Source organism: Tenacibaculum sp. L6 (assembly GCF_028823685.1).
GTDB lineage: Bacteria > Bacteroidota > Bacteroidia > Flavobacteriales > Flavobacteriaceae > Polaribacter.
In genome coordinates this window covers 1-268 of sequence record NZ_JAPEHZ010000217.1, presented here as the reverse complement: position 1 = coordinate 268, position 268 = coordinate 1, and the positions used below count along the sequence as shown (strand labels likewise).

Sequence of the window (268 nt, the reverse complement as noted above, 5' to 3'; positions counted from 1 at the left end):
TATTAAAAGCTTTAATACGTATAGTATTTATATGCCTAGTAAGTCGTAAGTCAAATAATCTAGATAACATTGTAGTTGTTCCAAAGCATATTGACGTAAATGCTAATAATGCAGAAGTCCTTGCTAAAGTAATCTTCCAATTAATATTTTGTAAAGAAAGTTCAATTTGTTTATCTGTTTCGATTTCTTTAAGTACAAAACCTAAAATTCCAATAGCAGCTATAAGAAAAAAATTATTGAAAAATCCAAATTGAGTTAAAGTTTTTTC

General features: G+C 25.7%; 1 protein-coding gene. It reads right to left on the bottom strand.

Features of this window, described 5'->3' with window-relative positions; all coding sequences use genetic code 11:
• A partial coding sequence (locus OU788_RS12780) for a hypothetical protein (RefSeq protein WP_274635503.1) occupies positions 1 to 268 on the bottom strand: 268 nt, incomplete at both ends.